Below are 26,614 nucleotides of genomic sequence, written 5' to 3'. Positions count from 1 at the left end.
CCTGTCGATTCGCCTGCGATTGATTGCCCTGAACCGAATAGCTCGATCAGTATGGTTCCGAATACAATGGCGAACACTGCGAGTGACCCAACCAACGAAACCAACAGCAGGTTCATCTTCTTTCTATATTCTTCTTTATTAATCTTCTGTAACTTCATCGACTACTTCCTTATGTAAGTCACCTAATAATTTGCGCATACTATCTACGTAAACATTGGGTCGCTTCAACCCTTACCATCTTGTAATGTGGTCATTCTCTATTTAATACGCAGAGTTCTTCTGGTTGGCGCTATACGCAACTCTATTTGACTTCATTAATAGAAAAGAGTTACATACCGCCACAATTTTGGTTATTCATCAATTCATGTTGATAAAGCCCGTTTCGCTTTATCACATACTGACAAGGTACATTCCATGCGTTCATTTGTATTACGCGCTCGCGCAGCCCCTACAGAGAGCAAACTTATCTTAGAAGGTGTTGGGCAAGATGCTCATACTGAGATTCTGGCTCATACTCTGATGAACACGATCTTCGTTGCTCAATCTCACCGTGAGAATGTCACCGTACACCTTGTATTAGAAAGTACTAAAGACTTTTCACGTACGATTACATTCGATTCAAACGAGATCACCAATATTGGTGGCTTCCATGAGTCTGCATTGTTGTCAGCGGTAGTAAGAGCGGTTGACGCTTCTCAAGGTATGACAAAAGAACAGACGCGTCAGGTTGAGCCAGGCATCACTGTTCGTACTATGAGTTTTGAAAAGCTAGTTAAAGAGCTAGCCGAAGACCACCAGCTGTACATGATGGACAAGAAAGGTGACTTTATCCGCGATGCAGAGATTGCTGAAAACCCATGTTTCCTTCTAACTGACCACATCCCTATGCCGAAGAAGAGCTACAACAGCTTAAAACGTCTGGGAACAGAGAAAATCAGCTTAGGTCCAAACATGTTGTTCGCTTCTCAGTGCGTCGTGTTGATCAACAATGAGCTAGATTTAAGAGACTTCTGATTCAACCCAATAGCTATTGAAATAAAAATGGAGCGATCATCGCTCCATTTACTCTTTTATTCAGTTAACATCCGCACTAAAAACGAGCTTCAACTGTCATCCCTTCAACCCAATACTCTTCTGGCGGTGCTGTAATAAAATCCAATACAACTTTCAAATACGCAGGCTGACCTTCAAACGGGCTGACTAACTGGCTTGGTAATTTACTCACAACTTCTACAGAATCGGACACTTCAGCTTCGAAAGAGCTACCGTTAGGAAACTTTACCAACGCATTTGCTCCCTTTACCGCGTCTTCCAAATATTTAGGGTCTAGGTAAGCCACGATATGAGGAACGGTATTTTTTGCTATCGTCACTAGCTCATCGCCTTCAAAAACACGTTGCCCTTCAACAACATGTATATCTACGACGCGACCCGCATAGGGAGACTTTATTGATAACTCTTGTTCTCTTACACGCTTAAGGGCCAAGTCTTTCATCAATGAACGTCTAGCCTGACTAACTGGTCCAGCTAACTCCCGCTCCTCTTCAGCCAATTTCGCGCTTTGATAATCAAGCTTTTGTTGGTTCAACTGATTGTTCAGCGAGTTACCCATCCCAACAATACTGGCATAATCGACATCCGATACTTGTCCTTTTTTACGATATTCTTCATAACGTTTTTGAATTTGCTGTACTTTACTAAGGTTCCGACGTGTTTCTGCAATACCGTTTAAGTGCAATGCTTCCATATCAGTTGGTAAATTGACTTTTAACCCTAACAGCTCCGCATGTATAAACTCAATTTGAGCTTCAATTTCCAAATTCGTCAATTGAATTGCAGTCTGTGCTCGCTCCACTTGAGTTCCGTCGTCTATGGGAATCGGCCCAACAATGCCTGCAACCTTAGCAGTCAGAGTAACTGGATAAGACGTAACAATAGCGGGCGCAATCACGAGAAAATTTGTCTTCAAGAAAAAATAAGCCACAAATAAAAGAGGGCTTATTACCAAGCTCAAGATCAAATACCAACGAAAGCGATAGCCCCCTCTTTTTGCTTGCCCGTAAGCAACCTTTACACCGTCATCCGATTGAGGTTTGTTTTTTTTATCCAGATGAAATTTTACTTTCATTGCTAAAACCTTTTGCCTTTTTTCAATACCCACCAAGGAGCCATACTCGACTCTTCGTGACTTCTTCTAAATAATTCATTAATCATGGAGAACGCCGTAATCAACCGCATAAAAAACTGATAAAAAGGATATAAAGGTAGCCATTTAGCCATTCTTAGATCCTCTTTCTCCCTTTCAGAAACTAAACCAATGTAAACCGTAAAAAATAGAATTACGGTAAACAAATACACGCAATAAATTAGAATCATCAATGCAGCAACAAAATCAATCGAGTACACCAAAAATATATAAAACATGAACACTGAAACTAGAATCGGCAGCAATACATTTTGCAAAACACCATAAACGAGAGTGAAAATGAAGTTTCCCCAACCCAGTAAACGGGGAGTTAGCCCTTCATTGTGTTTCCTCAAAAACAGAAACAATAAATCTCCGTCCCATCTAAGCCTTTGCTGTACTAACCCTTTCAAGGTATGAGGCACATCAGTATGACCGACAGCTCTTGGTGCAAAAGCCAATCTATTATTTGGGTAGCGTTTTTTGTATTGCTTAAGCCTCATCGTTAAATCTAGGTCTTCAGCCGTATGCGTATCCCAGCCACCAACTTGTTTTAATACATTTTTTCTAAATGCACCAAAGGCTCCTGAAATATTATTTAGCACTCCCCAATTTGAGAGCCCTGTTTTTCCTGCTTGCATAGACAGCATATATTCTAAAGACTGCATACGAGTAAGTAAGTTGTCCTGCCAGTTTCTTACACGCAACGCGCCACCCGAAGCAATCACATTCTTGTCAGTAAATTGCTTCATCATTTGCAGTGCCATATCGTTATCAAAAGAAGTATCGCCATCAACATTTATAACAAAGTCGCCAGTGGCATTATCTAAACCAGCATTCAACGTTGATACTCTTCCTCCCCTTTGCCACTTGGGTATAACTCGAACATTTCGATTTTTTACAGATTGATGTCTCTTCTCGCCTCGAATCGCAGCTTTATAGGTATCTTCATTCTGAGCTGCACCATCAACTACCGCTAACACTTCAATCTTTCCGGGATACAGTTGCTCAACTAGTGTGTCTATCGTAATTTCAATCGCATCCCCTTCGCCATAACAAGTAATGACGAAAGAGATGCTCGGGTATTCTGTTATCTCAATATCTCTCTCAGAATAAGACCAACGAAATATCCCGGTTAACACGAGTAAAAAAAGTGGCAGTTCAACAATAACCATCATGGGGAACAGCATGAGCCATAGCTCTGTATTTTCGAGCAACATCCCCCAAAAATATTGTTGCAGATTGAGGCTATTCGACAGCATAAATTTCGCCGACTTTACTCTCTAACCAAGCCCCAACGTCCTCTTTAACCATGAGGTCAGGAAGGCTCCAAGCAAACACATTCAATGTGAAATCATCGTCTTCAATAAGTAGACAAAGGGCTTCTATTTTTTCACGCAGAACATTCATATGTTCCATCTTAGCTTTAGGCATGAATACGAAAAGAACATCGCTTTTGTACTGACAACAAATATCTGAGTCTCGAAACAAACCGTTAAGTCGCTCAGTAATTTGTTCAATCAAAGCAAACATTTTCGCATCTCCATTCTTAGATATATATTGAGCTAAGTCAGGAAGATGTAACCCTAGGAGAAGGTGCTCTTCTTGATGACGGATAGCGATACGATTTACCCAGTCAAGGAGGTTTGAAAAATACCCGCTGTCTACTTTGCCGCGTAGTGTCAGCTCTGGAGCTGATAATTTCACGCCGTGACGGAATATATACTCGCCCTGCACACCTAATTTTAATGAATAGATTTTCCTGACAACCAACTGAGACACATCATTTTTGGCGTCACAACTAAAACAAACAGCCAAAGTCTCAGCTTCAGAAAAGGAATGAGAACAAACGTTACATGAATGAGTCTCTAACGGGCGGTCATAATCCACACCGATATGACGAAGTTGAGTTAAACATTTAGGGCATTCCAGTTTATGGTTACGTTTAAATTGTCTTTGTTCGGCTACATGACCACAAGTGAAACAATGTAATGAGACACGCTCGGTAATATCAATGTCTTTACATGAAGGGCACACTTCGATGTAATTCAAATGAGCGCTAGCGCAGTCAGAACATACACGGACTCGATTGATCAACTCGTCATATTCAAACGTATCACGCTTGGTTTCTGACAAAACAAAACGGTATGTAGAACTTAACTCTGGATAATATAAGTCGACTAAAGGGTAAGAATATATCGACTTCAGGGTCAGGGATCGATGAGGGACTAGTCGTCGATCTTGCTCTAACCCTAACCATCCAATTAAAGGGTTTAAAGTATCCATCGATTCGGAAACACTGTTCAACGTTCTACTATGTTGGATAAGTTCTTCCTCAATAGTATCTTGATTTAAAACTCCATCAGATAAACAAACTGATAGTGCACTAGTTTCAAATACATAGATCTTCCAAGACCAAAACTTTCTGCAACGGTGAAGTTGACTTAATACATCATCTTGTACACTGACTTCTGTGTTTAGAACAACTACACCACCTAACAACTCTGGTAGTTGTTCAATATCACTTACTTGTGCAATATCAAATCGATCTTCCGTATCAACGATTGGGCCCCCAAGACAGTAAATTTTTAATTTATCTCTCATTCATTAACTCCATATTTTTGACACTTTCACCGTCAAATAAACGTAACATTCTGAATATTAATGAATGCTATTGGATTGCTCGGCCTTATACAAATACTAGATATCGATGTAAAAACAGTCCAATTATCAACCCGAAATATAAAATATCCACACCATTACATTAACAATAAGAAAACATAGATATTGATGATAATTTTAAGATTATAGATAAACAGCACTCTAAAGTTGGATAGCGAAACTTTTTTCAGGCTAATTATATCAACTTTCGGAGCAATGCCTCTCTCTAACTCATTCAATCTTATAAATTTTTCATATCACTTCTATACTGATTCCAATCTTAATCATCATGTAAAAGGCAAAAGATGAGCGTATTTACCGTATTCTTCTGTGGAACAGGATCCAACTCAGAAGACAACAATCATAAAAACTACGTGTCAGGCGAGTTGATTTCTACGTTAGCGAAGAATACGACTGGCAGAGGCATGATTGACTACATTCAAGTGGATGGAGTTGGCTGTGGGAATCAAAACGAATGGTTGAAGCAAGGCAAAGATGACACGTACTCCGGAGTTAAAGGAACGTTGCTAGGCAAAGGTATCGACAGCAACATGCGCTATGTGCTATGTGCTATGTGCTGAATATCTTGCGCGGGAGCCAACAAGATAAAAATGACTACATGAAGCGAGCCAAAGGACTGCTTAGTGAATCTCGCCCTGCAAAATCGGCTTGACCTTTTGCAACCAACCAAAAATATCAAGATTGGTTAAAAGATTCACAGGAATTAGCGGCTGACCTGAAACACGGTATGGCAGCGCGCCAACAGAACATTGCGATCGAGCGTCAAAGCGAGAATGCCACGCTTGTCCCCTTCCACTAAATATTACACAACCTACATGCCAGGCCGACACGGTACTTTGGTGGGTAATGCGAATACCTCAGGAGGAAGTAAAGGCGCGGGGTTACTTACTGGCCCAGGACTAGTGACAAGAGATTTCATGGAAAAGGTATTAACGGGTTGGGGCACGCAGCTTAAAGCGAGCACGACATTGAACTTCTCTCGACAACGCATTATCGAACTGTACGAGCAAATGCGCAGTCATGAAGAGTATTTCAATAAAATGCACGGTATGACTTATACGGCAAAGAACCGACTGCTGTGGACAAGCAAAGATCGAATCGGTCAGCAAAGAGAGCGCCGCTACGGTATCCCGATGTATCGTTTTCAGTTTCCCGTCATAACCAACAACTACGGCGATACGATTAATCGTCACCACTGTGATGTGTTAGCCACTAATGCTTTTGCTGCACACGGTACTTCTGCCGCGCTACCAAACCCAGTCTGATATTCCTATTTGATAAGCAGTTAAACAAAAAAGAACTCAACTAAGTGAGCTCTTTTTTATTATCTATATCTTGCTATCAATGGAGTTATCTAGGAATCAGACCTGATTAACCAAAGATAAAGCTGTATAGGAAGCCTGCACCCATCGCCATGCTTAGGATAACGAATAGGAATGCTGCAATCATTTGGTTCTTGAAGATTGATTTAAGCAGGATAACTTCTGTCAAACTTGCACCTGCACTACCAATGATCAATGCCATTACCGAACCTAGCGCCATACCTTTTTGTACCAGAGCTGCACTTAATGGGATTACCGCTTCAGCACGAATGTACAATGGGATACCAATCACAGCTGCTACTGGAATCGCATACCACATACCTTCGCCAGCATACTGTGCAATTAGGTCTGTAGGAATGAAGCCGTAGATAAATGAACCAATCGCAATACCCATCATTAGGTAAGGGAAAACTTGTTTGAAGTCTTTCCAAGTTGAGAACCAAATTCTCATCCAACGGCTAGGCTCTTTCTTCTCTACGATTTCAGCAGTTGCGCTTCCATCTGCTGAACAGCATGAAACGGTCACTTGTGGCTCTTCTTTTTTCGAATCACAGCAAGATGTTTCTTTTGCCATTACTGGTGCAGGTTCACCACATGCACTTGTACCACATGAAGACGCTGCCTTCGCTGGCGCTGCTTTCTTAGGAGCAGAATCACCACAGCTAGTGCCACAGCTTGAAGCAGAACCTGTCGATTCATACGCTTCAGGTTTTACGTAACGCTCAAAGCCAAGCTTCTCAAGTGCGTAACCTGCGACTACCGATACTGTCATTGCGACTAAGAAGTAGAACACAGCGACTTGCCAACCAAACGTAATCACGAACAAACCAATGATCACTGGGTTCAATAGTGGGCTACCGAATAGGAACACCATCATTGGCCCAAAACCCGCTCGTGCACGCAGCAACCCTTTAAGGAAAGGAATCGTCGAACATGAACAGAAAGGCGTAATCGCACCTAGTAGCGCTGCAACCACATAACCCTTGCCGTTACGCGAGCTCAGAATCGATTGAATCTTTTCTGGCGTAAGAAACTCTTGCAGAATCCCAACAATGTAGCTGATCGCCAAGAAAAGGATGATTAGCTCTACTGCTAAGAAGGCGAACATATCAAGTGCGTCTTTTAGCATTGTTAACATTTCATTGCTCATAATTAACTCCAAACTGGATTGAAGGCCGGACTCTATGAGAAAAGTAACCAACCCTTAATTTCGAATATTCTCGAATTATAGAAATATCTCGTAACAGATCAAGTTTTACTTCGATAAAAATCGAAATAATTTTCAAAAAGTTTATTTTTCAATGATTTAATAAATTACGGTCTTTACATTTGTATTTAGACCACATTTCGACTAATATCGAAATTAAATCTTGAGGAGTTAATATGAACTTAGAAGTCGTAGCGAAAGCACTTAAAGAGTTGGGACACCCTATTCGCCTAACTATTTATAAGAGTGTCGTTAAAGCTGGCTACCAAGGCATTGCAGTCGGCGGCCTACAAGAAGAGCTAGGTATCCCTGGTTCCACCTTGTCTCACCACATTTCAAGCCTAGCGTCTGCAGGCCTCATCAGCCAAAGACGAGAAGGAAGAACCCTATTCTGTGTAGCAGAGTATGAGTGCCTAGAAGGTGTGATTGATTTCTTACAAGACGAGTGTTGCGTAAATGAACAGTGTAACTGATGCACCTTTGAATAGAGCATCTTTGAACTTAGAACAGGTTTGGGCTGAGTATCAGCAAGCGTTAAAGTCATTCTTGCATTCTAAGGTCAACGACACCGCCGATGTAGACGACTTGCTTCAAGAGATCTTGATTAAGACTTATCAGAACTTAGATAAGGTACAAGATGCGAGCAGCGTAAAGTCGTGGCTATTCCAATTAGCCAATCACACGATCATCGACTTATACCGTAAGCACGCTCGACAACAACGTGATAGCCAAATTGATGCTGAAGATCTTTGGTTTACCGATTTAGACCACAATTCTGAGTTCAAGCAGAAGCTTTCATTATGTATTGAACCCTTTATTCAGGCGTTACCAGAACAAAGTTCATCATTACTGCTTGCTGTCGACATCAAAGGCCAAAGCCAGAAAGAGATCGCAGAGGCTCAAAAAATTAGCTACTCAACTGTTAAGTCTCGTGTTCAGAAAAGTCGTGGGGATCTTAAGAACTTATTCGAACAGTGCTGTAACTTGTCACTGGATAAGCAAGGCAATGTGATTGATTGTGAGCTTAAGTCGGACGCTGATTGCGGTAAGTGCTAATAAAAGTACTGATAGTAATTAACTCAAACCCGTTATTTAAATAGAACAAAGCCAGCAATTGATGCTGGCTTTGTTGTTTTCATAATCTGAAAATCACTCTTTGCTTAAACAAATCTAGAGCTTAAGAGAACCTAGTACTTAAGCGAACCGAACTACGCCGCTTCCGCTTTTACGACCGGTTGATAGCGCCCCGGTTTATGGTTCATCGCTAGAATCAAGTTGGTGACTATCGCACCAAGCACAGACAGAAGAACCAATGACACATCAACAATGAACAGAGAAAGCACAACAATCGTGCAGTCTAATGCCATCTGAACCTTACCTGCTCGAATTCCAAAACGTTCTTGTAAGAACAACGCCAGAATGTTGAAGCCACCTAAGCTCATCTTATGACGGAAGATCACCAGCATGCCGGTACCAATCAAGCCACCACCAAGTAAAGCTGCATACAATGCATGAATTTCGGCAATCTGAATCACGTGATACAAGTGATCCACAGCGAACGAAACAATCGAAACCGCGATAAAGGTATTGATGGTGAAGCGCCAGCCCATACGAGCAACCGACAAAATATAGAAAGGTAAGTTAAGTGCGAAGAACACTTGGCCAAAGCTTAGGTCTGTTACTTTGGTAATGAAGATCGCTAGACCAGCCGTGCCTCCGGTGAGCAAACCGACTTGGTTGAAAAAGATAACGCCGAGTGAAACCAGTGCGCTACCTAAGATCAGTGCCAGTAAGTTTTCGCGAAGGTTATGATCTTTATCCATGTGAATGACTCTCCCTGAATCTTTTAACATCGCGTTTCAGTAGTTTTGAAACGATTTATGCCCAAATTTACGATGTTTGACAGATAAGTCGAGTGAATGGCCAATGTTGATTAGTGATTAGTTTGTATATTAGTTTTTACAGTTTTTTGAAATCTTCAATTAAACAGACAGTTACGATCTTGCATTTGGAATTCAATGCTTAATTACATACTTCTATCTATTAACCAGCAAACTTCGAGTTTTCCTATTTATTGGTGACGTTTCGCCCAAATTCTAACGACGCATAAAATCATGCATAGATCTATGCATAAAACGCATAGACTAAATCACAAATGGTCATTTGATACATACCTCACTCGTCATTATGATGCGCGACTTCTTACAACATTGAGCGCATGTAAACACCGTATGTTTTCACAATCTCTTTTTGCCCAACTGGCCAGAATGACACTATTTCTCGTCATTAGTTTGGTCATTGTGCATCACAGTCAGCCATTGATTGATCTTCTAGCTCAACATGCCATAAGCAGTGGATGCCACCAGCAGTCAGCTCATGAGCATTCTGGGCACGAACATCACCATGAGATGACTGACCAACACATGTCAGCGCAAGACCACTCACATCACCACCATTAATTTAAGAGTATTAGAATGAGCATTTTCCGTTTTCCTTTACTGGTATGGCTTGGGATCGGCACACTTATTATCAGTCTAGGGATCAGACAATCATTCGGCATTTTCATGATGCCAATTTCAGATCATTTCGGCACGGGTCGAGAGTTTTTCAGCTTCGCGATTGCGCTACAAAACCTGTTGTTCGGTATGTTCCAACCTTTTGTTGGTATGGCTGCTGACAAATGGGGAGCAAGACGCATCATTATCGCTGGTGCATGTGCTTACGGTTTGGGTTTACTTCTTACCTCAATTTCTACCGAATCGAGTATGCTTTACGTTTCACTAGGCGCACTCGTTGGCCTTGGGTTAAGTGCGACGAGCTATGTGATCGTATTAGGTGCCGTAGCAAAAGTAGTACCTGCAGAGCACGCAGCGAAGGCATTTGGTTTAACCACAGCAGCAGGTTCATTTGGTATGTTCGCGGTAATTCCGGGCGCGCAATACATGTTGAACGAATTTGACTGGCAGAGTGCGATGCAAGTATTTGGCGTACTTTGTTGTTTCATGATCTCTTTTGCGCTGTTTATGCGAGCGCCGAGATCGGCAACCAATAAACAAGTAGAAGACACTCAGACACTAAAAGAAGCACTGTCTGAGGCGTTTGCGAACAAAAGCTACTGGTTAATTCACGCGGGCTTCTTCGTGTGTGGTTTCCACGTAATGTTCATTGCGACGCACCTACCAAGTTACTTAGCAGACAAAAACCTACCGGCGAGCAGCGCAGCAATGGCACTGGCTTACGTTGGCATCTTCAACATCTTCGGGTCTTACTTCTGGGGTGTAATGGGCGATAAGTTCAGCAAACGCCACGTTATGTCCGCACTGTACTTAGTACGTACTGTGGTTATCGGTGCGTTTGTAACTCTACCAGTAACGGAGTCAACGGCTGCTATCTTTGGTGCGGCGATTGGTTTCTGCTGGTTAGGTACAGTTCCGCTAACGTCTGGTTTAGTTCGCCAGATCTTTGGTGCTCGTTACCTGTCGACGTTGTACGGTTTGGTGTTCTTTACTCACCAAGTGGGTAGCTTCTTAGGCGCTTGGGTTGGCGGTCGTATTTACGATTACTACGGTTCTTACGAGCCAATCTGGTGGTCAACCGTAGTACTTGCATTTGCGGCAGCGCTTATCCATTTACCAATCAATGACAAGCCGATTGAGCGACTGAAATTGGCAATGGCTTAACGTTTAACGCTGACTCCCCCCACCAGCGAAAATCGATAAGCAATCCAATAAGAGAGTGGATATTGAAAGGAGCACATCCTGAGATATTCACTCTCTTTTTTATTGGCCGTTGAAATCGAAATTATAATTAGGGGCTGTTGACCTTTCGAGCTGGCTTTTGCAGCACTTTGTGGGAAGTTTATACTAGGCAGAGGGTTTGACGTGTAGCTAGCCTACATAAAAAGCCGATAACGCAGTAGAAATGAACCACAAATGCTGCCCGAAAGGTTCGGCTAAAATCGTTTTATGCATTGTTGAAGAATATTTGCTTAGAATGACTAGGCCACATACTCTTCGCCGCGCCTAAAACGATTTTATCTCGAACAAAATTCAACCACGAAAGTTCAATAGCCCCTAGCGAAACTTGCATAAACCTCACTGAATAATAAGACTATTCCTGCTGTTTTACTTTATAGTATTCGTTCGCTCCTTTAGAACTTATCCGCAGGCTTATGGAATACATAGATCAGACCGCTCTTATCGCGATGGCACTCATTTTTGTCGGCTCGTTTGTGCAAACCGCAATCGGCTTTGGCTTGGCTATTGTGGCTGCCCCGTTATTGTTTTTGGTCTCGCCTGACTATGTACCCGCGCCTATCTGTCTTGTTGGTCTTTTCATTTCTGTATTCAACGCGTTTAAACACCGAGCAAATATCTCTATTGGCGGATTGAAAATCGCACTATTGGGCCGAATTCCGGGCTCATTGGCTGGCGGGGCTTTGTTGGTAATGGTATCAACAAGCGTTTTGTCACTGTGGTTAGGCTTATTGGTAGTATTTGCCGTGATTGTTAGCTTACTTCCGTTTAGGTTAGAACCGACGCCTGCCAAAATGGGCATCGCGGGGTTCTTCTCAGGCTTCTTCGGTACCAGTTCAGGCATTGGTGGGCCGCCAATGGCACTACTGCTTCAACACCAAGATGCCAATCAGCTTCGTGGTAACCTTTCTGCGTTTTTTGTGTTTAGTTCTATCATTTCATTACTGGTACAGATCCCGATTGGCTTCTTCACTGTGCACCATTTGATCATCACAATCCCGTTGCTTCCTGCGGCTTGGTTGGGTTACAAAGTGGCGTTATTGACTACGCAAAGCATTCCTAAAGAAAAGATACGTATCGGCTCTTTGTTGCTATGTTTTATCAGCGGCTTTACTGCCATTTGGCAAGGCTTAGCTGGCTAACTCGAAGCAGAAACATCGATAAAACAACAAACACACAGATCCACCACCAAACTATTGAAAGGGCGTTCTATGACATACGATGAGTTCAATACATTCTGTGAATCACAAACCGCCACCAGCTATGTGATGCAGTGGAATAACTCTCACGTTTGGAAAGTGGGAGGGAAAGTGTTTGCCATTGGAGGTTGGGGGCCGAAAGATGAGCCTGCGTTTATCTTCAAAGCGTCCGACCAGAATTTCGATTTTCTCAAAGAAGAACCGGGCTATAAACCCGCGCCCTACTTTGCTTCGCGTGGCATGAAATGGATTCAGCTTTTTGAGAGCACGTCAGAAAGGGATGAGGAGCTGAAATACTACCTCACAGAGTCACACCGAATTGTGTCCTTAGGTTTAACCAAAAAGAAACAAGCAGAACTCGGGCTCAATCAGTAACCAGAATTTCTGCTTGTTAAATATAGATTTATGCACATCTTAAAAACTTAGGCAGCTCTTAAAACCTTAAGACTCTCTTAATAACTGCGGCAATAAAGGTTCTATCTTTTTCGTTGGAATCAGTGGCACCAATAAATAAATTAACCCCGCAAAGGCGATAGACGCCGCTAAATCTTCAGGTCGATGCATACCAAGCCAAACACGGCTATAGGCGACACCACCAGCCCAAACCAACAAACCGCCGACTAGGTAAAAGCGTTTCGCCTCTAGGAACAATCCGCCAAAGAATGCCAAACACACACCGACGAAGATCATGTGTCCAGACGGGAAAGAGTAGTCCGTTTCACCCAACCAATGACGAGTTCTCCAATCGCTGACCTTATCTTGCACAGATTCAATCGCGGCGTTTTTTTCTACCAAAGGCAGCTCATAAAACAGCTCTGGCATTTCAACTACTTCTTGGGTAACCAAATACTCAGTATATGGGCGTGGACTCTCTGTTGATGATTTGAGAAATGTCTTCGCTGCAAAGCTTAATACCAACAAGACACCGAGCTGCAGACAAAGGCTGACTAACTTTGCTTTTGAGAACTTTAGCGTCAACACCAATAAAGAAAGTACCGCGAGTGTGATTAGGAAGCCCTGATTACCCGCAGAGTAAGTCACAAATGTCATCACAGCACCATAGAAAGGCACAACTGCACTTCCAAGGTCGAAATGAGATCCAAAGATCAGAAAGGGAACGAGAGAATACAGACTTAGAACGAGCAGTAATAAGCCTTTGGATTTGTTAGAGAACAGAGAAGTCATGGCTAAGATCTTTTAGATAAAGTGGTCGGATGCTATCGCAGCTTAGCATCGTCAATATCAATTTTATGTAAAAACGGTCAGTAAGACGTCATGACGTAACATTATTCGGCTATTGGAGATTATTGCCATTGATTCGGTGAACAATGATTTGATCATCAATAACCTTTGCCATCCACTTATACGCATACCGACAGTAAAACCGACCAAAGACCAGCTGTACCGCACTAAACACAACGGTATTGTGTTCTGCTGATAAAGTGAACACTCACCGGGTTAACAGGCCAAAATCTGAAAAACTTTGCTGTCAGTCCTTTAAATCCACTATTGAAAGGATTACCATCTGGTCTGCTTTCAAAGCAAAACAGATTATTAATTTTTATTCTCAGGGCGGGGCGAAATTCCCCACCGGCGGTATGTCCTTAGCAAAATCTAAAGATAAGCCCGCGAGCGCTCGATTCGTCGAGGTCAGCAGATCTGGTGAGATGCCAGAGCCGACGGTTATAGTCCGGATGAGAGAGAATGGAAACACACTCGTTTAAGTTGGAAAGGCGTACTCATTTATTGGGTTCATGCCTCCAACTCGAAAGGGTGCATTTCGTTTTGGATAAAACCATAATGAGCTAAGGTCGACTTATAATGAGTCGGCTTTGTCGTGCTCGGTTGAGATCCCTCATGCAGCCCTGATTCTGGTGATATTTTAGGAGTTTAACCATGAATCAGTCTTCACTACTTGCCGAATTTGGCGAACCAATCACTCGCGTTGAAAACGCACTGCAAGCCCTACGCGAAGGTCGTGGCGTACTTTTACTTGACGATGAAGATCGCGAGAACGAAGGCGACATCATCTACTCAGTAGAACACCTAACCAATGCTCAAATGGCACTTATGATCCGTGAATGCAGCGGCATCGTGTGCTTGTGTCTAACTGACGAGCAAGCAAACCAACTTGAACTTCCACCTATGGTTGTTGATAACAACAGCACAAACCAAACTGCGTTTACTGTCACTATCGAAGCAAAAGTTGGCGTAACAACAGGCGTTTCTGCCGCTGACCGTGTAACAACGATCAAAACAGCTGCAAACCCAACAGCTAAGCCTACTGACCTAGCTCGCCCTGGCCACGTATTCCCACTGCGTGCTCGCAAAGGTGGTGTACTTGCTCGCCGCGGTCACACAGAAGGTACTGTGGATCTGATGCAAATGGCTGGTCTTCAATCAGCAGGTGTACTGTGTGAAGTCACCAACCCAAACGGCACAATGGCAAAAGCGCCAGAGATCGTTGCTTTCGGTAAACTGCACAACATGCCAGTACTGACCATTGAAGATATGGTGATGTACCGCAACGAGTTCGACCTTAAGCTTGCATAACGTTTAGCCCTTAATGCTGAACACTTAGCAGTTAAGGTAACTACACTGCGAAATGAACACTGAAAGGCCTCACTCTTACTGCTTTTTATAGTAAAAGCATATAAGGGGTGAGGCCTTTCTAATTTCTGCAGCTTGAAACAAGCCAGAGGTGGATCGTCAAAGTGTCTCTACTTATCGAAACCTCCCCAACCTAATCGTTAGAAAAGCGTAACCTCTCAAAAAATCCTGCAAAATATGAGAAACATTCACCCGAATGGTGAAGTCATGCACCATGATTGATCATCCATGATTAAAGTAAAAACATAAATCAATGAAATATAACACTTATTTATTTTGGCACGGTGTCTGCACTAGCACTAAGTAGGTATACAAATGTTAGGAGTTGAATATGTTTGTAGTTATTTCAGTGGGTTTATCCCTATTAGTACTTGCAGCCCTGTTTCATTTCTCAAGGAAGAGACAAACTGCGTTATCACACAGGTTTGAAACCTTAGTTCTACTTAGAGAGCTATTGTTGTTATCACGTAAACATCGCGCTGCAACGCATTACGCTCTGGCGTATAAATTGTCTAGCGACTCGATTCGTAAAGTGAACGAGATTTACGACAACATACTTGAGGTCTCTGAATTGCTTCAATCTCATGTTTCGTTTGATAGTCGCCCTATGTATCGCATCTATCACCTTAAGCTCATTGCCATGCACAGCGACTGGCAAAACCGCAGCTTGGTGCGTAACCAATCGATTCATGGCAAAACAATTCGCCACAGCATGTTCTTGATGGATGAAGTGATGATCATCTGGCTGATCCAGTCTGAGCGAGAAGACATGAGTAGTGAATACCACATGAATTGGCAACAGATCTTAGACTGCATGGAGATCTTGACCAAGCTGAGAATGTGCATACCTGATATGGAGAAGCCTGAGGAGTATGCGAGATTCAAATTCTACGCATCTCAGACACACCGTAAACTCAACCAATTATCGATTATCTGCCCTATCAGCAGTGGGTCACCCATTTGTACACGTGCGATGCATGCACTTACCGAGATCGCATCAAGCACTGAAGCGATCCAACCAGTAGATAGCATGTACGAATTAACCAGTGATATCTCTAGCGTCGTGTCCCAAGTATACGACCAAGTATTATCCGACATTACGAGAAGCTTGTATCAGCCTTTACCAGACATCAACGAAAAGGTGATAAATACTCGATTATCCGTACATCATTACATGTAAAGACTTCGTGAGAGGAGAGCGTGCTGGAACTCTTAATTATTGAGTTCAAATCCGATATCACCATTGATATCGGATTTTTGTATTTATGGGCTTTTAAATTTCTATCGCTATGTATCATTGCCTATGAAGTTTCAAACATCACCAGACTTGATATCGCTAGCCCAAGCTTGTGCCGCAAAATCAATGAACTGACGAACAATCGGAAGCTGGTAACTGCGAGATAGATACACCGCCCAAAGAACGCTGCTTGGCGAAACAAAATCATCCAATATGCGTATCAATTTGCCATTAGCGATCAGTGGATTGGCTAAGTCACAAGGTAAACGAACCACCCCTTTTCCGTGCTGTGCGGCGCGAGTTAGCACCCCAACATCGTTAGCCTTAATGGTGCCAGACACCTCAACCGAATAGTGCTGGTTATCCTTAACAAAATCCCACTTAGAAACATTCAAGTGACGAAAACAATTGTGTTGTCGAAGCGCCTCGACCGTTTCAGGTTCACCATGTTTGTCTAAGTAGGCTTGCGAGGCACACACTACTGAATCAATTACCATTAGCTTTCGTGCAATCAAACTATCGTCAGGTTGATCCGTATAGCGAAGTGCAATATCGATCCTTTCATCCACTAGCTGGGTAAAACGGTCTGAGGCAAACAGTTCGACCGTGATATTAGGGTGGCGGTCGGTGAACTGTTCGACCACATCCAACAACATGTGCTGAGTTAAACCAATGGGGGCAGCAATTCGAATGGTTCCGGAAAGATCATCGGTTTGATTGAGTGAAGTAACTTCTAGCTCAGCGGTCTCATGGAGGATTTTCTCACAGCGCTGCAGAGCGATTTCCCCTGCCGCCGTCAAGCTCACCTTTCGAGTCGTCCTATGTAATAGCCTCTGCTTCAACCACCCTTCTATCTCTTGAACATGACGTGAAACCTGCAACCGACTCATGTCCAAATGCTCAGCCGCTTGGGTGAAGCTGGCACAATTCGCAACTTCGACAAAGCTACGCATTGCCGTCAACCTATCCATCACACTCTCCTTGAGCTGTTTAGCAGCTAATCGAATCTTATTAGATCAATATATAGATACAATCTACATCATTTTTCGATATTTATCGCAACCTAGTGAGCTATTAGACTGCAATGGCTGTCGAGAAAACGACTCAATAAATTAGATAATTGGAGAGACATTATGAAAATTGCAGTATTAGGCGCATCAGGCTGGATTGGTAGTCACATCGCTCAAGAAGCTCAATCTCGTGGTCACGACGTAGTTGCTGTTGTAAGAGATGCAGACCGCGTGGAAACCAAGGGCATTGAAGTTCGTTCATTTGATTTACAAGATGAAGCCGCTAGTCTAGCAAACGCACTATCCGGCGTTGATGCAGTAATTACTTCGATTGGCGGACGTACTCTGGGTAATCACGAAATCGTAAAAAATACTGCGGCTAAATTGCTGGCAACATTACCGAGCATTGGTATCGAGCGCCTACTTTGGGTTGGTGGTGCAGGCTCACTAGAAGTGGCGCCAAACGTACCGCTAGTGACCGTTCCGGACTTCCCTGCGGATTATAAAAATGAAGCGCTAGCACAGGGTGAAGCTCTTGAAGTGTTCAAGCAATCGAACAGCGAAGTGAACTGGACGTTTGTTAGCCCTGCAGCAGAAATATTCCCGGGTGAGAAACTATCGACCTACCGTACTGGTGGCGACCAGCTGCTCACCGACGAAGATGGCAACAGCAAAATTTCAGTCAGCGATTACGCTATCGCGATGATTGATGAGCTCGAAGCTGGCAAGTTCCCGCGCCAACGTATTGGTGTCGCTTACTAGTCAATTCATATAAAAACTAAAAAAGCCGCTTGTTCAAAACAATGCGGCTTTCTCATATTTATATTGAGCATTCCTTTAATCCAATGGCAAGTGACCCGTTTTCACTAGGATAACCGTCTCTTCTTCCACATAAGGGAAATGCTCGCTCATGTGAGGGCTACGCATCCAAGTATGTTTCGGGTACACGCCGTGTTCATCTTTGAAAGTGCCCGACAACACAAAGATCTCTTCTCCACCAAAGTGACGGTGCGGCTGAAAACGTTCGCCAACAGGCCACTTCACTAAAGCGACATGTTCGTGCTCGAACTCATGCAGTGGCATGACTTGTAAGCCACCAATGCCCGGAAGCCACTCCGTTTCTAGCGTATTGATTCGAACTTGAGTTAAGTCTCTCGCGTCAAACTGGTTGAGCTTAACCAAGATCGTGCAGCCATCTTTACTCGATGGAGAATGCGCACTGCCCGGGGGATTACGGATATAAGTGCCCGCAGGGAAATCTCCAGTTTCATCAGAAAATACACCCTCTAATACGAAGATCTCTTCTCCTTGCGGATGTGGGTGTTCGGAGAATGAAGATTGAGGGTCGTATTTCACCACGCTAGTCGTGTGACCTGATTCTTTCTCTTCTCTTTCTAGGGGCTTACGCCACACTCCTTTGGCAGGGCTTGCAACCCAATCTAGTTTATCGGTTTCGATAACCAATCTCTTTGAAAAGTCCATGTTAAGCATAATGACGACCTTACTCTAAATATTGTTTTAATTATGATTGTCTTTCTAGCTTCTATTCTACGCGAATACTCATCAAGGAGGCCATCTCGCTACTATTTTGCCTGCGCGACAGCCACCTAAAAAGAATCCTGATTAATTGCGGCCAGCGATCACGCCACCATCAACATCCCAGATTGCGCCCGTTACCCAATCTGCACTGTCTGACAGTAAGAAAGAGATGCTGTTTGCGATGTCTTTCGGTTGACCCACTCGACCAATAGGATGGAATGCGTTGAAGCCTTCTAGCGCTTGATCTACTTCTTCCGGCTTAATGAATGATTCGTAGATCGGCGTTTTAACTACTGCTGGAGACACTGCATTCACACGAATATTGTGGTCCGCAAGTTCCATTGCCATGTGTTGCGTTAAAGCGTGTAGTCCTGCCTTTGCCATTGAATACGCAGAAGATGGGGTTGCTTTGATCGCTTGCTTCGCCCACATAGAACCGACATTTACCACGTTTCCGCCACCGTTTTTGATCATCAACTTGCTGACAGCTTGAGTGATAAAGAAGGTTGCTTTGTTAAGTTGCATGTATTGCTCGTAATCTGACTCTTGGTGCTCAATAAACGCTTTTGGGTTGAAGTAGCCAGCGGCATTAACAAGGTAACCAATACCCTCTTCAAGTGACTCTAGATGCGCAATAAGATTCGACACACTTGCATCATCATAAAGATTAGCTTGCCAGCCAGTAGCGTGGCCTAGTGATTGAAGTTCTGATACTGCTTTATCTAACTTAGTTGGGTTATTGCCGACAACTAGCACATGGATATTTTGAGCGACTAACTGCTTCGCTGTTTCAAAGCCCATACCACTTGTGCCACCGATTACTACTGCAATACCATTTTTAGTGAAGTTCATTTTGTTATCTCCTAAGTCATGTGAACGTGGTAATCTTAGGCTTTGAACTAACACTATGAATAGTAAGTACAAATCGGTTAGGTAGGTACTTATTGGTACATCTTTATGAAAAATCAGGAAAACTTTTTTTCAAGAAAATCAGCGCCAGAGCGTTCCGCTCGCATGGTAGAGACCATCTACGGTTGTAAATGGTCGCTCACGGTTTACCAATTATTGGCAAATGGCATCAATCGTCCCGGTGAAATGGTACGCTCGGTCGAAGGGTTATCGACCAAGGTCTTGAATGAATGTTTAAAGCGAAATGTAGAGTTTGGGATTTTAGATAAGCAAATGTTCAACGAACTGCCACCAAGAGTGGAATACCAAGTGACACCCTTTGGTGAGAAGTTCTTACTGATTCTGGATCAACTAGAAAGCCTACAAAACGAAATCGACGAGATGTAAGCTCAAGCCGGTCACACTATTAGCAAAATACAGAAAGCACGATTAGCTCACTGGCATTTGTTCAAAGCGACTTTTCACAAAATCAATAAAGGTTCTAATCCGGCTTGGTTGATAGCGGTCTCGATGGTAGATCGCTGAAAAGTCGACCTTAGGCACCACCCATTCTTCAAATACTTGAAGCAACTGCCCGTCGTTCAGTTCTTGTAAGCAATAGATGGTTGGCACACGAATAATTCCGTTGCCCGACTTCGCGCCTTGTACCAACACTCGACCATTTTTACATTGCAGCCTGCCCGTCACATGCACATCGACCGTTTTCTTAGTGTCGTCCAGAGCTTGAAAGCTCCACTTACGCACCGAGCCGGTTAAGCAATCATGATGGATAAGGTCTTTGGGGTGACTAGGCTTTCCTTTGCGAGCAAAATACTCTGGACTCGCGAGTGTTCCCATCTCGATGTCTAATAGCTTTCTTGCGATAAAGCCCGCGTCTTCTATGCTTCCCATGCGAAAAGCGATATCGAACGCGTCTTCAATCAAGTCAACTCGGTTACTACTGAAATCAAGGCTTATGCTGATATCTGGATAAAGCTGCATGAACTCATTGACCAGATCCGCAATGACTACTTCACCAAGATAACCGCCTACACAGTTTACTTTTATGTCACCACGTACTTCTTCAACATCGTCCACAGCAGCAATCAGAGCTTGGTCTATATTATCTAAGGCTTGTTCGCATCTCGCGTACAGATCTTGCCCTGCGTGCGTCAATCTCAAGGTTCGAGTAGTGCGGATAAACAACGTCACGCCCATCTGCTTTTCTAGGCTACTCACTTGGCGTGATACGTGGGAGCGCGACACATCAAGCTCCTCCGCTGCTTTAGTGAAGTTACCTAAACGAGCGATAAGCACGAAAGAACGAATATCAGACAGGTTAATTTGATTGAGCATGGTCGCCAGCTTAGTTGTGAGATTTTAAGATGATGAAGTAATAGAGAGCACATGCTCATTGTTGCACCACAGCAACAGTGTTTCAAGTAAAGCGCTATATATCAACAATGCTATTTTCCTTAATATACCTCCATCGCAACGAAGCAAGACAACAAGCACTTGATTCGAATGCACTTAAACAACACGTCGTAGCCAACCGACGCAATAAAAGTACAGAGGAAATAAAATGAAAAAACTAATCGTAATTACAGGTGCAAGCTCTGGTATTGGTGAAGCAATCGCTCGTCGTCTAAGCGATGAAGGTCACCCTCTGCTACTTTTAGCTCGTCGTGTTGACCGCCTTGAAGCACTGAACCTACCAAACTCTCTATCAGTAAAAGTAGACGTGACAGACAAAGCGTCTTTTGATGCAGCAATCGCACAAGGTGAAGCGAAATTTGGCCCTGTAGACGCGCTTATCAACAACGCTGGTGCAATGCTTCTTGGTCAAATCGATACTCAAGATGCTCAAGAGTGGAAGACAATGTTCGACGTGAACGTCATTGGTCTTCTAAACGGCATGCAGTCTGTACTTGCTCCGATGATGGAACGCAACACAGGTACTATCATCAACATCAGCTCAATTGCGGGTAAGAAAACTTTCCCAAGCCACGCAGCTTACTGTGGTACTAAGTTCGCGGTACACGCTATTTCTGAAAACGTTCGTGAAGAAGTTGCTGCTTCAAATGTTCGTGTTACGACTATCGCACCGGGTGCTGTAGAGACTGAGCTTCTGTCTCACACAACATCTCAAGAGATCAAAGACGGTTACGATTCTTGGAAAGAAGACATGGGCGGCGTATTGGCAGCTGACGATATTGCTCGCGCGGTATCATTCGCTTACCAACAACCACAGAACGTATGTATCCGTGAAATTGCTCTGGCACCAACTAAGCAGCAGCCATAGGCCTTTGCTATCGCTACTAAATCGGCGATGAAATAAGCAATGAACTAAAAAAGCGCCACTACTTAACAAGTCGTAGCGCTTTTGTTTTAGTGGTAACTATAATTGCAATCGCCACATCAATTTTTACTCATACGTGATTTACTTACGTTCATCGTGAGGTTGTCGATGAAAAGAAAAAAGCGCCCAAGCTGGCTGGTGCTTGAGCGCCTTTTGTAAACTGAATATGTGGATTAGAAGTTGTAACCACCACCAACCATGAATACCCATGGGTCGATATCAACGTCTGTTTTGAACTGTTGACCATTAAACTTATATTTTGCTGTAGTACCAATATCTGCATACCAAACTGATGCGTTCAGGAACCAGTCTTCATTAATCATGTAGTCCATACCAATGTTTGCCGCTAAGCCCCAAGAATCATCAAGAGATAAGTCACTTAAGCCTAGATCTTTCGCTCCTTGGTTTAGTGACTCATCGAAAAATACAGTGTAGTTGATACCCGCACCTACGTAAGGACGGAAATCACTGTTCGCTTGACCAAAGTAGTACTGAACCATAAACGTTGGTGGTAGGTGTTTAGTCTCTGCTATGTCTCCGAGGCCAGTAGCTGAAATGTTATGAGAGAAAGGGCTAGCTGCCAATACTTCAAAACTGATGTTGTCGGTAAACATGTAACCGAAGGTCAAACCAAGTTGAGTATTAGAATCGACACCGAATTTAACTCCAGCTGTATCAAGAACGTCACCGCTGCTGTCGTTTGGAGATACTGTTGCTGCACCTGCACGGATGATGAAATCACCTTCTTTATGAGCAAGAACATTGGTTGACATAAGAGCCGCAATAACCGCAATACCACATACTGTTTTTTTCATTATAATTTCCTTTTGAGGGCTTCATATTATTGGTGAATGAGTAATCATTTCTTATTTTGCGTGCAAGGTAACACACAATAACCCTACTTTATTGATGGAAATCAATTTGTGAAAAGTTATGATTATTTATGTAAATTTATATCGACCTGATCACTTTATTCCTTCATTTTATTGACAGTTTTGTAATGCGACTTTTCCGTGCATCATTTTGTTAATCCAACCCAGTCACTTTGCTCAGATATCTTTGGATCAAAATAGAGCAAGCCAACATCCCGTACGCATCAATTTAGTGCAATCCAACAAGAAATATCCCCTCCTTGTTTAATATTCAATGAGTTACATTTGGCTTAGTGCTTGCAAGTCTATGTTCATAATCATAAATACATTGAGGTTCTGACCATGCAAGACACTCTAACAATCGTTCTGGCCGGCGGTGTTGGCTCTCGGCTTTCTCCCCTCACCGATAACCGCGCAAAACCTGCGGTCCCCTTTGGTGGCAAATATCGAATCATCGATTTCACTCTCGCGAACTGCTTACACTCTGGGTTACGCCAAATTTTGGTGCTGACTCAGTACAAATCACACTCATTGCAAAAACATTTGAGAGATGGTTGGTCGGTGCTTAACCCCGAGCTCGGCGAATACATCACCAATGTTCCCCCACAAATGCGAACCGGTGATAGCTGGTACAGCGGCACTGCCGATGCCATCTATCAAAACTTGTATCTGCTTTCTCGTAGTGAAGCCAAACATGTGGTGGTGTTATCCGGCGACCATATCTATCGCATGGATTACGCGCCAATGCTCAAGCAGCACAAAAAGAACGAGGCTGACCTGACCGTGGCGTGCATGGAGGTTTCGATTGACGAAGCCAAAGAGTTTGGTGTGATGGAAATAGACGAGTCTCTACAAATCAATAACTTTACCGAGAAACCACGTTACCCCGCGTGCGTACCCGGTAGACCAACTCGAAGCATGGCTTCAATGGGGATTTACATCTTTGATAAAGAAGTACTAACACAGGCATTATTGGCAGACGCAGAAGATCCAGACTCAAACCACGATTTTGGCAAAGACATCATTCCTAAGTTAGTCGGCAATAACAGCGTTTACGCGTATAAGTTTGGTGATGAGGAAGGACGTGTGACGCAAGATGCTTACTGGAGAGATGTTGGTACTATCGACTCTTATTACCAATCGAATATGGATCTGTTGAAACCGGCCTCGCCTATCGATTTATACCAACCGGATTGGGCTATTCGCACTTATGAGCCACAACTGCCGCCCGCACGAACCATTGCTTCGGTCGAAGGTAACCAAGGGATATTCATCAACTCGATGATCGCCAATGGTGTTGTGATTGAAGGTGGTTCGGCGCAAAACTCTATCTTCTTCCCAAAAGTGAAAGTCAGCAATGCCGCGATTGTGATTGATAGTATTCTGTTTGAAGATGTTGAGATTGGAAAAAACTGCCACATACAAAACTGCATCATCGATAAGAACGTCAAAGTGCCTGACGGAACCCAGATCGGTGTTGATAGCCTTGCCGACGCCAAACGCTTCCATATATCAAAACAAGGCGTGATTGTGGTGCCCTCTTCTTATCAATTTGAAGAGTAATCTTTGACGTTGGAATAGCTTTTATTTAAACGAGAAAAGGCAGCGAGTTCGCTGTCTTATTATCATTCGAAATAACCTTAACCAAAACCTAAATTCATCCCGCGTTGAAAGAGATTTATAAAACAAGGCTAGAATAAGAATTCGTAAGAATGTTTGATTGAGGCGATAAAGCCTAAGTCCTATAGAAGGCTTAGAGCAATACTTCAAAGATGAGGGATTTTTAAACACGTTTGAAATTCACGAAACATAATATGCGATCAGTTAATCGGACTTTCAAGGGAGTAAGGGGAGATTATTTGATAACACTGAAGTTAATCACACATGTGTACTTTCTCTATTGGTGAATCTATCCGATGTTTGCTACGTTTAAATGACACAGTCATTGGAAAGGTATGATTTATGAAAATAAACGTTCAAACACATCACGTATCAATTAACGACGACTCACGTAAAGACATCGAAGGTAAGTTCGAAAAGATATCAAACCATTTTCCATCACTGATTAGCTGCGACATCATCATTACAAAAGAACACAGCCAATATCAGGTTGAAGTGTTCACCAACTACGAAGGTGTACGTGTAAACGCAAAAGCTACAGATGACGTTATGTATCCAGCTATCGCTTCAGCACTCAAGAAACTTGAAGCAGGCCTAAGTAACCGTAAGGGACAATTGAAAGCCGACCTACACGAGAAGCCAACAAGTACGAAGCCAGAGATTGCTTCAGACATCATCCAAGAGATGAAGTTGGTATAACTCCACAGTAGAAGCTCGCTAATCAATAATAGCAGCGCAAAAGAATTTCAAAGCCAGCACATGTTGCTGGCTTTTTCGATCTATACATCAATTTCCTTGATTTTTCCGACCACCGACCTTCGCTTCCTATATTAGAAATAAGCCCAACTCTATATCGTTTTAACAAACTTATGTCGCTGGCTGCTATAACAATCGCTAGCGGTATTTGATACAGTGATAAGTAGAAATTTAGACAATAAAGGAATGTTTATTATGAAAAAAATCGCGCTAATTCTATTTCTAGCGACTCAACTGATGGCTTGTACAGAAGTGGGCAGTGAAGCTTGGTGTACAGATATGAAAGAAAAGCCGAAAGGCGACTGGACTGCCAATGAAGCCGGTGATTTTGCTAAGCACTGTGTTTTCTAATCACTGTTAAGCGTTAATTAACAACACTTAGTAGCACTGAGTGGAAGACATTTAACAACGAACTGAACACTCCACGCAATACAATAGATCCGAATAAGTGAGTTTGAGGATGGAACACCAACTAGGCAATAACTGGAAGCACATCGAATGGGTATTAACCGATGTTGATGATACGCTCACTTGGCAGGGTTCACTCCCTCCAGAAACATTGATTGCGTTACAAAAGCTAAGAGATAACGGAATTAAAGTGGTCGCAGTAACGGGAGCCTGTGCTGGTTGGTGTGATCATATTGCACAACTATGGCCTGTAGACGCCGTGCTTGGAGAGAACGGCGCCTTCTTATTAGAGAAACAAGATGGTGCATTACAACTCTCATCTGAAACGCCGCTAGAACAAGTGCGCCAGAATCAAGCCAAGCTCAAACAAGAAGTTGAATCGATCTTGCAGAGTTACCCAGACCTATCCCTAACTTTGGATCAATCTTACCGCTTGTGTGAGGTCGCGATTGATATCGGCCAAAACCGTCAACCTGTTGACCCTGAAATAGTGCAAGCGGTACTCGAAAGAATACATGCTTTAGGCGCACACGCGACAGCAAGTTCGATTCATATCAATGCTTGGTATGGCGAGCACTCAAAGAAAAACGCCGTGCACCGTTTCCTTTCGAGTAAAGGCCTATCGCTTGAACAAACCCACAAGCAAGCGTGTTATGTCGGCGATTCAATGAATGATCAACAGATGTTCGAATCACTACCGCTCACCGTTGGCGTGGCTAACATTGAGCATTATTGGGATAAGCTAGATCATCATCCAAGCAAGGTGATGTCACAACCGGGTGGTTATGGGTTTGCAGAATTTGTGGGTTTACTGCTGACGCTTAAAAGTGAGACAGCGAAAAGCTAACCATCCCCTTCTAAACAAGCTTTCTGTCCATTCAAACAACATAAAAAAACGACCGCTAGGTAGACCGAAGTACCTAGGGTCGTTTGAGCTTCAAAATGCTAGATAAGCTCTTAACTTT

Annotated in this window: 30 protein-coding genes and 1 riboswitch (1 of these 31 cut by a window edge); of the genes, 17 read left to right on the top strand and 13 right to left on the bottom strand. The window is 43.2% G+C overall.

What is annotated here, in order from left to right:
- A protein-coding gene (locus CWO27_RS19345; protein WP_107899390.1) for a DUF3087 family protein crosses the window boundary here: on the bottom strand, positions 1–158 show its 5' end (the start). 367 nt of this gene lie to the left of the window's left edge; 158 of the gene's 525 nt are visible here — the first part of the coding sequence; its start codon is at positions 156–158; the stop codon falls past the left edge of the window.
- Positions 159–414: 256 nt separating this feature from the next.
- On the opposite strand from CWO27_RS19345, the gene trmY reads away from it, so the two are divergent.
- On the top strand, positions 415–1,014 hold the full coding sequence (trmY, locus tag CWO27_RS19340) for a tRNA (pseudouridine(54)-N(1))-methyltransferase TrmY (RefSeq protein ID WP_017083166.1): 600 nt from the start codon (positions 415–417) through the stop codon (positions 1,012–1,014).
- A gap of 76 nt (positions 1,015–1,090) precedes the next feature.
- Here the strand turns inward: trmY and CWO27_RS19335 are convergent, their stop codons facing one another.
- The 3 genes from CWO27_RS19335 to CWO27_RS19325 are packed head-to-tail and all read right to left on the bottom strand — an operon-like array spanning position 1,091 to position 4,789.
- A complete protein-coding gene (locus CWO27_RS19335; RefSeq protein ID WP_107899389.1) occupies positions 1,091–2,164 on the bottom strand; it encodes an HlyD family secretion protein in 1,074 nt (357 codons plus the stop codon).
- Positions 2,131–3,447 (bottom strand): glycosyltransferase family 2 protein, encoded by a 1,317-nt coding sequence (locus CWO27_RS19330; RefSeq protein WP_107899388.1) that lies wholly within the window; start codon positions 3,445–3,447, stop codon positions 2,131–2,133. Before CWO27_RS19330 ends, CWO27_RS19335 begins: the two co-directional genes overlap by 34 nt.
- Positions 3,434–4,789, bottom strand: coding sequence for a diguanylate cyclase (locus tag CWO27_RS19325; RefSeq protein WP_107899387.1), 1,356 nt, complete (start codon positions 4,787–4,789; stop codon positions 3,434–3,436). Before CWO27_RS19325 ends, CWO27_RS19330 begins: the two co-directional genes overlap by 14 nt.
- A 362-nt stretch (positions 4,790–5,151) precedes the next feature.
- Between CWO27_RS19325 and CWO27_RS24005 the strand changes: the two genes are divergently transcribed.
- Together CWO27_RS24005 and CWO27_RS24000 are read left to right on the top strand one after the other, a co-directional pair.
- Complete coding sequence (locus CWO27_RS24005; RefSeq protein ID WP_240699546.1) at positions 5,152–5,427, top strand: hypothetical protein; 276 nt, start codon at positions 5,152–5,154, stop codon at positions 5,425–5,427.
- Positions 5,428–5,640: 213 nt separating this feature from the next.
- Positions 5,641–6,132 carry a hypothetical protein gene (locus tag CWO27_RS24000; RefSeq protein WP_258185216.1) on the top strand — a complete coding sequence of 164 codons (492 nt, stop codon included), beginning with the start codon at positions 5,641–5,643 and terminating at the stop codon, positions 6,130–6,132.
- A 106-nt stretch (positions 6,133–6,238) separates the two neighbouring features.
- On the opposite strand, the gene CWO27_RS19315 is transcribed toward CWO27_RS24000, so the two are convergent.
- Positions 6,239–7,339, bottom strand: a complete 1,101-nt coding sequence (locus tag CWO27_RS19315) for a permease (RefSeq protein WP_057623821.1) — start codon at positions 7,337–7,339, stop codon at positions 6,239–6,241.
- Positions 7,340–7,572: 233 nt separating this feature from the next.
- Between CWO27_RS19315 and CWO27_RS19310 the strand changes: the two genes are divergently transcribed.
- Together CWO27_RS19310 and sigZ are read left to right on the top strand one after the other, a co-directional pair.
- The gene (locus tag CWO27_RS19310; RefSeq protein WP_004733042.1) at positions 7,573–7,869 is read left to right on the top strand and encodes an ArsR/SmtB family transcription factor; all 297 of its coding nucleotides are present in this window, start codon (positions 7,573–7,575) and stop codon (positions 7,867–7,869) included.
- A complete protein-coding gene (gene sigZ, locus CWO27_RS19305) occupies positions 7,853–8,452 on the top strand; it encodes an RNA polymerase sigma factor SigZ (RefSeq protein ID WP_102432027.1) in 600 nt (199 codons plus the stop codon). The genes CWO27_RS19310 and sigZ overlap by 17 nt, the downstream gene beginning before the upstream one ends.
- Before the next feature lie 152 nt (positions 8,453–8,604).
- On the opposite strand, the gene CWO27_RS19300 is transcribed toward sigZ, so the two are convergent.
- Both CWO27_RS19300 and CWO27_RS23995 read right to left on the bottom strand, forming a co-directional pair.
- Positions 8,605–9,219, bottom strand: coding sequence for a YitT family protein (locus tag CWO27_RS19300; protein ID WP_017065874.1), 615 nt, complete (start codon positions 9,217–9,219; stop codon positions 8,605–8,607).
- Between the two features lie 472 nt (positions 9,220–9,691).
- Complete coding sequence (locus CWO27_RS23995) at positions 9,692–9,841, bottom strand: hypothetical protein (protein WP_170960796.1); 150 nt, start codon at positions 9,839–9,841, stop codon at positions 9,692–9,694.
- Between the two features lie 29 nt (positions 9,842–9,870).
- Here CWO27_RS23995 and CWO27_RS19295 point away from each other — a divergent pair, with 29 nt between their 5' ends.
- From CWO27_RS19295 to CWO27_RS19280, 3 genes are all read left to right on the top strand, one after another.
- Positions 9,871–11,076 carry an MFS transporter gene (locus CWO27_RS19295; protein WP_102432026.1) on the top strand — a complete coding sequence of 402 codons (1,206 nt, stop codon included), beginning with the start codon at positions 9,871–9,873 and terminating at the stop codon, positions 11,074–11,076.
- A gap of 491 nt (positions 11,077–11,567) precedes the next feature.
- Positions 11,568–12,293 carry a sulfite exporter TauE/SafE family protein gene (locus tag CWO27_RS19285; protein ID WP_170960797.1) on the top strand — a complete coding sequence of 242 codons (726 nt, stop codon included), beginning with the start codon at positions 11,568–11,570 and terminating at the stop codon, positions 12,291–12,293.
- Between the two features lie 69 nt (positions 12,294–12,362).
- Positions 12,363–12,725, top strand: a complete 363-nt coding sequence (locus CWO27_RS19280) for an MmcQ/YjbR family DNA-binding protein (protein ID WP_048659032.1) — start codon at positions 12,363–12,365, stop codon at positions 12,723–12,725.
- A gap of 66 nt (positions 12,726–12,791) precedes the next feature.
- Here CWO27_RS19280 and CWO27_RS19275 read toward each other — a convergent pair whose 3' ends face one another.
- Entirely contained in the window at positions 12,792–13,535 is a 744-nt protein-coding gene (locus tag CWO27_RS19275; protein WP_107899386.1) for a phosphatase PAP2 family protein, read from the bottom strand.
- Positions 13,536–13,909: 374 nt separating this feature from the next.
- Positions 13,910–14,060: riboswitch (FMN riboswitch) on the top strand.
- A 186-nt stretch (positions 14,061–14,246) separates the two neighbouring features.
- Here CWO27_RS19275 and ribB point away from each other — a divergent pair.
- Positions 14,247–14,903 (top strand): 3,4-dihydroxy-2-butanone-4-phosphate synthase, encoded by a 657-nt coding sequence (gene ribB / locus CWO27_RS19270; RefSeq protein ID WP_102432024.1) that lies wholly within the window; start codon positions 14,247–14,249, stop codon positions 14,901–14,903.
- Positions 14,904–15,291: 388 nt separating this feature from the next.
- A complete protein-coding gene (locus CWO27_RS19265) occupies positions 15,292–16,140 on the top strand; it encodes a hypothetical protein (protein ID WP_102432023.1) in 849 nt (282 codons plus the stop codon).
- A 131-nt stretch (positions 16,141–16,271) separates the two neighbouring features.
- On the opposite strand, the gene CWO27_RS19260 is transcribed toward CWO27_RS19265, so the two are convergent.
- Positions 16,272–17,168 carry a LysR family transcriptional regulator gene (locus CWO27_RS19260; RefSeq protein WP_048663766.1) on the bottom strand — a complete coding sequence of 299 codons (897 nt, stop codon included), beginning with the start codon at positions 17,166–17,168 and terminating at the stop codon, positions 16,272–16,274.
- Between the two features lie 162 nt (positions 17,169–17,330).
- Between CWO27_RS19260 and CWO27_RS19255 the strand changes: the two genes are divergently transcribed.
- Complete coding sequence (locus CWO27_RS19255; protein ID WP_102432022.1) at positions 17,331–17,969, top strand: NAD(P)-dependent oxidoreductase; 639 nt, start codon at positions 17,331–17,333, stop codon at positions 17,967–17,969.
- Between the two features lie 75 nt (positions 17,970–18,044).
- Here CWO27_RS19255 and CWO27_RS19250 read toward each other — a convergent pair whose 3' ends face one another.
- On the bottom strand, positions 18,045–18,698 hold the full coding sequence (locus CWO27_RS19250) for a cupin domain-containing protein (RefSeq protein WP_057623834.1): 654 nt from the start codon (positions 18,696–18,698) through the stop codon (positions 18,045–18,047).
- 132 nt (positions 18,699–18,830) lie between these two features.
- On the bottom strand, positions 18,831–19,598 hold the full coding sequence (locus tag CWO27_RS19245) for an SDR family NAD(P)-dependent oxidoreductase (RefSeq protein ID WP_048659026.1): 768 nt from the start codon (positions 19,596–19,598) through the stop codon (positions 18,831–18,833).
- Between the two features lie 105 nt (positions 19,599–19,703).
- On the opposite strand from CWO27_RS19245, the gene CWO27_RS19240 reads away from it, so the two are divergent.
- Positions 19,704–20,042 carry a winged helix-turn-helix transcriptional regulator gene (locus CWO27_RS19240; RefSeq protein WP_004741127.1) on the top strand — a complete coding sequence of 113 codons (339 nt, stop codon included), beginning with the start codon at positions 19,704–19,706 and terminating at the stop codon, positions 20,040–20,042.
- Positions 20,043–20,084: 42 nt separating this feature from the next.
- On the opposite strand, the gene CWO27_RS19235 is transcribed toward CWO27_RS19240, so the two are convergent.
- Positions 20,085–20,990 (bottom strand): LysR family transcriptional regulator, encoded by a 906-nt coding sequence (locus CWO27_RS19235; RefSeq protein WP_102432021.1) that lies wholly within the window; start codon positions 20,988–20,990, stop codon positions 20,085–20,087.
- A gap of 226 nt (positions 20,991–21,216) precedes the next feature.
- Between CWO27_RS19235 and CWO27_RS19230 the strand changes: the two genes are divergently transcribed.
- Positions 21,217–21,936: an SDR family oxidoreductase gene (locus CWO27_RS19230; protein ID WP_010433036.1), complete on the top strand. Its 720-nt coding sequence runs from the start codon at positions 21,217–21,219 to the stop codon at positions 21,934–21,936.
- Between the two features lie 230 nt (positions 21,937–22,166).
- Here the strand turns inward: CWO27_RS19230 and ompW are convergent, their stop codons facing one another.
- Positions 22,167–22,808: an outer membrane protein OmpW gene (gene ompW / locus CWO27_RS19225; RefSeq protein WP_102432020.1), complete on the bottom strand. Its 642-nt coding sequence runs from the start codon at positions 22,806–22,808 to the stop codon at positions 22,167–22,169.
- A 399-nt stretch (positions 22,809–23,207) separates the two neighbouring features.
- Between ompW and glgC the strand changes: the two genes are divergently transcribed.
- From glgC to CWO27_RS19205, 4 genes are all read left to right on the top strand, one after another.
- Positions 23,208–24,428, top strand: a complete 1,221-nt coding sequence (gene glgC / locus CWO27_RS19220) for a glucose-1-phosphate adenylyltransferase (RefSeq protein WP_048659023.1) — start codon at positions 23,208–23,210, stop codon at positions 24,426–24,428.
- A gap of 399 nt (positions 24,429–24,827) precedes the next feature.
- Positions 24,828–25,184: a ribosome hibernation-promoting factor, HPF/YfiA family gene (gene hpf, locus CWO27_RS19215; protein ID WP_102432019.1), complete on the top strand. Its 357-nt coding sequence runs from the start codon at positions 24,828–24,830 to the stop codon at positions 25,182–25,184.
- Between the two features lie 252 nt (positions 25,185–25,436).
- Positions 25,437–25,592 carry a DUF3012 domain-containing protein gene (locus CWO27_RS19210; RefSeq protein ID WP_004732998.1) on the top strand — a complete coding sequence of 52 codons (156 nt, stop codon included), beginning with the start codon at positions 25,437–25,439 and terminating at the stop codon, positions 25,590–25,592.
- 109 nt (positions 25,593–25,701) lie between these two features.
- Positions 25,702–26,496 (top strand): HAD-IIB family hydrolase, encoded by a 795-nt coding sequence (locus tag CWO27_RS19205; RefSeq protein WP_102432018.1) that lies wholly within the window; start codon positions 25,702–25,704, stop codon positions 26,494–26,496.
- The last annotated feature ends 118 nt before the right edge of the window (positions 26,497–26,614 follow it).

Source organism: Vibrio sp. 10N.286.51.C3 (genome assembly GCF_003050065.1).
Classification (GTDB): Bacteria; Pseudomonadota; Gammaproteobacteria; order Enterobacterales; family Vibrionaceae; genus Vibrio; species Vibrio crassostreae.
The sequence above is the reverse complement of the archived record's forward strand: the minus strand, read 5'-3'. Positions and strand labels throughout refer to the sequence as shown.

Excerpts from the sequence above, each read along its gene's own strand:
- trmY (WP_017083166.1), top strand. The coding sequence starts at position 415 with ATGCGTTCATTTGTATTACGCGCTCGCGCAGCCCCTACAGAGAGCAAA.
- CWO27_RS19330 (WP_107899388.1), bottom strand. The coding sequence starts at position 3,447 with ATGCTGTCGAATAGCCTCAATCTGCAACAATATTTTTGGGGGATGTTG.
- CWO27_RS19325 (WP_107899387.1), bottom strand. The coding sequence starts at position 4,789 with ATGAGAGATAAATTAAAAATTTACTGTCTTGGGGGCCCAATCGTTGAT.
- CWO27_RS24005 (WP_240699546.1), top strand. The coding sequence starts at position 5,152 with ATGAGCGTATTTACCGTATTCTTCTGTGGAACAGGATCCAACTCAGAA.
- CWO27_RS24000 (WP_258185216.1), top strand. The coding sequence starts at position 5,641 with ATGCCACGCTTGTCCCCTTCCACTAAATATTACACAACCTACATGCCA.
- CWO27_RS19315 (WP_057623821.1), bottom strand. The coding sequence starts at position 7,339 with ATGAGCAATGAAATGTTAACAATGCTAAAAGACGCACTTGATATGTTC.
- CWO27_RS19310 (WP_004733042.1), top strand. The coding sequence starts at position 7,573 with ATGAACTTAGAAGTCGTAGCGAAAGCACTTAAAGAGTTGGGACACCCT.
- sigZ (WP_102432027.1), top strand. The coding sequence starts at position 7,853 with ATGAACAGTGTAACTGATGCACCTTTGAATAGAGCATCTTTGAACTTA.
- CWO27_RS19300 (WP_017065874.1), bottom strand. The coding sequence starts at position 9,219 with ATGGATAAAGATCATAACCTTCGCGAAAACTTACTGGCACTGATCTTA.
- CWO27_RS19295 (WP_102432026.1), top strand. The coding sequence starts at position 9,871 with ATGAGCATTTTCCGTTTTCCTTTACTGGTATGGCTTGGGATCGGCACA.
- CWO27_RS19285 (WP_170960797.1), top strand. The coding sequence starts at position 11,568 with ATGGAATACATAGATCAGACCGCTCTTATCGCGATGGCACTCATTTTT.
- CWO27_RS19280 (WP_048659032.1), top strand. The coding sequence starts at position 12,363 with ATGACATACGATGAGTTCAATACATTCTGTGAATCACAAACCGCCACC.
- CWO27_RS19275 (WP_107899386.1), bottom strand. The coding sequence starts at position 13,535 with ATGACTTCTCTGTTCTCTAACAAATCCAAAGGCTTATTACTGCTCGTT.
- ribB (WP_102432024.1), top strand. The coding sequence starts at position 14,247 with ATGAATCAGTCTTCACTACTTGCCGAATTTGGCGAACCAATCACTCGC.
- CWO27_RS19265 (WP_102432023.1), top strand. The coding sequence starts at position 15,292 with ATGTTTGTAGTTATTTCAGTGGGTTTATCCCTATTAGTACTTGCAGCC.
- CWO27_RS19260 (WP_048663766.1), bottom strand. The coding sequence starts at position 17,168 with ATGGATAGGTTGACGGCAATGCGTAGCTTTGTCGAAGTTGCGAATTGT.
- CWO27_RS19255 (WP_102432022.1), top strand. The coding sequence starts at position 17,331 with ATGAAAATTGCAGTATTAGGCGCATCAGGCTGGATTGGTAGTCACATC.
- CWO27_RS19250 (WP_057623834.1), bottom strand. The coding sequence starts at position 18,698 with ATGCTTAACATGGACTTTTCAAAGAGATTGGTTATCGAAACCGATAAA.
- CWO27_RS19245 (WP_048659026.1), bottom strand. The coding sequence starts at position 19,598 with ATGAACTTCACTAAAAATGGTATTGCAGTAGTAATCGGTGGCACAAGT.
- CWO27_RS19240 (WP_004741127.1), top strand. The coding sequence starts at position 19,704 with ATGAAAAATCAGGAAAACTTTTTTTCAAGAAAATCAGCGCCAGAGCGT.
- CWO27_RS19235 (WP_102432021.1), bottom strand. The coding sequence starts at position 20,990 with ATGCTCAATCAAATTAACCTGTCTGATATTCGTTCTTTCGTGCTTATC.
- CWO27_RS19230 (WP_010433036.1), top strand. The coding sequence starts at position 21,217 with ATGAAAAAACTAATCGTAATTACAGGTGCAAGCTCTGGTATTGGTGAA.
- ompW (WP_102432020.1), bottom strand. The coding sequence starts at position 22,808 with ATGAAAAAAACAGTATGTGGTATTGCGGTTATTGCGGCTCTTATGTCA.
- glgC (WP_048659023.1), top strand. The coding sequence starts at position 23,208 with ATGCAAGACACTCTAACAATCGTTCTGGCCGGCGGTGTTGGCTCTCGG.
- hpf (WP_102432019.1), top strand. The coding sequence starts at position 24,828 with ATGAAAATAAACGTTCAAACACATCACGTATCAATTAACGACGACTCA.
- CWO27_RS19210 (WP_004732998.1), top strand. The coding sequence starts at position 25,437 with ATGAAAAAAATCGCGCTAATTCTATTTCTAGCGACTCAACTGATGGCT.
- CWO27_RS19205 (WP_102432018.1), top strand. The coding sequence starts at position 25,702 with ATGGAACACCAACTAGGCAATAACTGGAAGCACATCGAATGGGTATTA.